This is a genomic window from Salmonella sp. SAL4457, assembly GCF_046548235.1.
In the GTDB taxonomy this organism is placed as follows: Bacteria; Pseudomonadota; Gammaproteobacteria; order Enterobacterales; family Enterobacteriaceae; genus Salmonella; species Salmonella enterica.
Window position 1 is genome coordinate 1 of the sequence record NZ_JBGDZO010000748.1, and the last position, 260, is coordinate 260.

Annotated in this window: 1 pseudogene; it reads right to left on the reverse strand. The window is 65.4% G+C overall.

From position 1 onward, the window contains the following. A pseudogene (locus ACLJNW_RS26155) lies at positions 1-260 on the reverse strand (YgiQ family radical SAM protein); the annotation flags it as partial.

Consider the following 260-nt stretch of genomic DNA (forward strand, 5'->3'; position numbering starts at 1 on the left):
TTCTTCACCCCCGGCAGCGCCCGGGCCTTGCGGTACAGCTCGATCAGCGAGCTGTGGTCGGTATCGAGGTTCTCGCAGATGCCGGGGAACACGCAGGATGGCTTGCGGCAGTGCCGCTCGATGTCCGGGCTCTTGCAGGCGATGCGGTACATGTTCGCCGTCGGTCCGCCAAGGTCGGAGACCACGCCGGTGAAGCCGGGCACCTTGTCGCGCATCTCCTCGATCTCGCGGATGATCGAGTCGTGCGAGCGGTTCTGGAT